At 74.0% G+C, this 1899-nt stretch carries 3 protein-coding genes; all 3 read left to right on the forward strand.

The annotated features are described in order from the left end of the window. A partial coding sequence (locus tag AB0J52_RS38490) for a winged helix-turn-helix domain-containing protein (RefSeq protein WP_500187966.1) occupies positions 1–281 on the forward strand: 281 nt, incomplete at its 5' end. Between the two features lie 143 nt (positions 282–424). Next, positions 425–835, forward strand: coding sequence for an OB-fold nucleic acid binding domain-containing protein (locus AB0J52_RS38495; RefSeq protein ID WP_122197680.1), 411 nt, complete (start codon positions 425–427; stop codon positions 833–835). A gap of 1 nt (position 836) precedes the next feature. Then, positions 837–1610 carry a DUF3159 domain-containing protein gene (locus AB0J52_RS38500; RefSeq protein WP_500187968.1) on the forward strand — a complete coding sequence of 258 codons (774 nt, stop codon included), beginning with the start codon at positions 837–839 and terminating at the stop codon, positions 1608–1610. The last annotated feature ends 289 nt before the right edge of the window (positions 1611–1899 follow it).

The raw sequence follows: 1899 nt of genomic DNA on the forward strand, positions 1-1899 counted from the left end.
CGTTCAGCGTGGACCTGGCCGCCAAGAGGGTCGAGCGGAACGGCGCGGACGTCCGGCTCACCCCGACCGAATGGCACATCCTGGAGCTGCTCGTCCGCAACCCCGGGCGGCTGGTCGGCCAGCGGCAGCTCCTGCAGGAGGTGTGGGGGCCCGGGTACGTCAAGGAGACCAACTACCTGCGGGTCTACATGGCCCAGCTGCGCCGCAAGCTGGAGGACGACCCGTCCCACCCGAGGCACCTGATCACCGCCCCCGGCATCGGCTACCGCTTCGAGGCGTGACCGGCCGGCCTCCCGCGCCCGACCGGCTTCCGGAGGGGCCGGGGACCGGCTCGTCCGGGTCCGGGAGGTGATGGGGGTGACGGTGCCGTATCGGCGCTCCTGGACCGGTTCTTTCGCCGACGGGATGCCTTAGGCTTCGAATCATGGACGAGCGAGCGGCCGGCACGACCTCCACCGCCGGGGGCGGGGCCCGGCCCGGTGGCCTGCGGCGATTCCTGCGGCGCATGGCGTCGAGCAAGGAGGAGCTGGAGGCCGAGGAGCTCCAGCGGTCCACCGGCGAGGAGGGCGCGACCCCCATCACCGCGTGCGCCGCGCGGCAGCGCGCCTGCGTGGCGGGTACGCTACGGACCGTGACTCTGCGACCCCGAGGCGGAGCCCCGGCCCTGGAGGCCGAGCTCTACGACGGCACCGACGTTGTCAACCTGGTCTGGCTGGGTCGGCGCAAGATCGCCGGGATCGACCCGGGCCGGCGGCTGCGCGCCGAGGGCCTGGTGAGCCTCCAGGACGGCCGCAAGGTGATGTTCAACCCCCGCTACGAACTGCGGGGCGCGTGACATGGCGGCCGGCGAGGCGGCCCAGGGCGGCGCGGCCGGGTTCGAGACGGTCGAAGAGGTCATCCGCGCCCAGCTGACCAAGGTGTTCGGCGGGCGGCGCGGCGTGCTCGAGGGCGCGGTGCCCACGATCGCGTTCACCGCCGGGTGGATCTTCACCCACGACCTGCGGCTGTCGCTGTACGTCGGCGGCGGGTCGGCGCTGCTGCTGCTCGCGGCCCGCATCGTCCAGCGGTCCACGCCGCAGTTCGTGCTGAACAGCCTGGTCGGCATCGCGATCGCCGCGTTCTTCGCGCTGCGCACGGGCAAGGCCGAGGACGCCTTCCTGCCCGGCATGCTCTACTCCGGCGCCGTCAGCCTGCTGATGCTGCTGTCGATCGTGACCCGCTGGCCGTTCGTCGGCTTCATGATCGGCGCGGCCAACCCCGACGACCCGCTCGCCTGGCGCAAGGACCCGGCCATGGTGCGGGTGTGCACCCGGCTGTCCTGGCTGCTCCTGCTGCCCGGGGTGCTGAAGCTGGCCGTCCAGATCCCCCTCTACCTCGCCGGGCAGGTCGTCGCGCTCGGGATCGCGAAGGTCGTGCTCGGCTGGCCCACCTACGTGGCCGCGCTGGGGCTCGCGCTGCTGATGCTGATGCGCACCAGCACCCCGCTCCAGAAGTCCGCCACGCCGGAAGGCGCGGCGGGGGAGGGCGCGACGCGGGAAGGCACGGCACAGCAGGGCGCGGCGCAGGAGGGCGCGGCCCCGAACGCCGCCGTCGAACCCTCCGAGAGCTGACCGACCGCCCGCCCTCAAGATCGCGTCAAGTCTCCGCTCATCGGGAGTCACCTGGATCCGTGCAGCCCGACCAGGCGGTGGGCGCGCGGTACCGATCAACCGGGCACCACTGGTCATCGCGTGGCACTGATCATCGGGCTCGTCCTGCTCGGCGTCCGCCCCCGCCTGGCCGAGTACCGCTGACCGCGCGGCCCCGGCCCCGCCCCCGGGCCTCGGCCCCGCTCCCCGGGCCCCGGCCCCGGCCCCGGAAACGGCGGAGTCCCGCCGCGCCCCTCCCGGCGCGGCGGGA

It is taken from the genome of Spirillospora sp. NPDC049652, assembly GCF_040675125.1.
Lineage (GTDB): Bacteria > Actinomycetota > Actinomycetes > Streptosporangiales > Streptosporangiaceae > Spirillospora.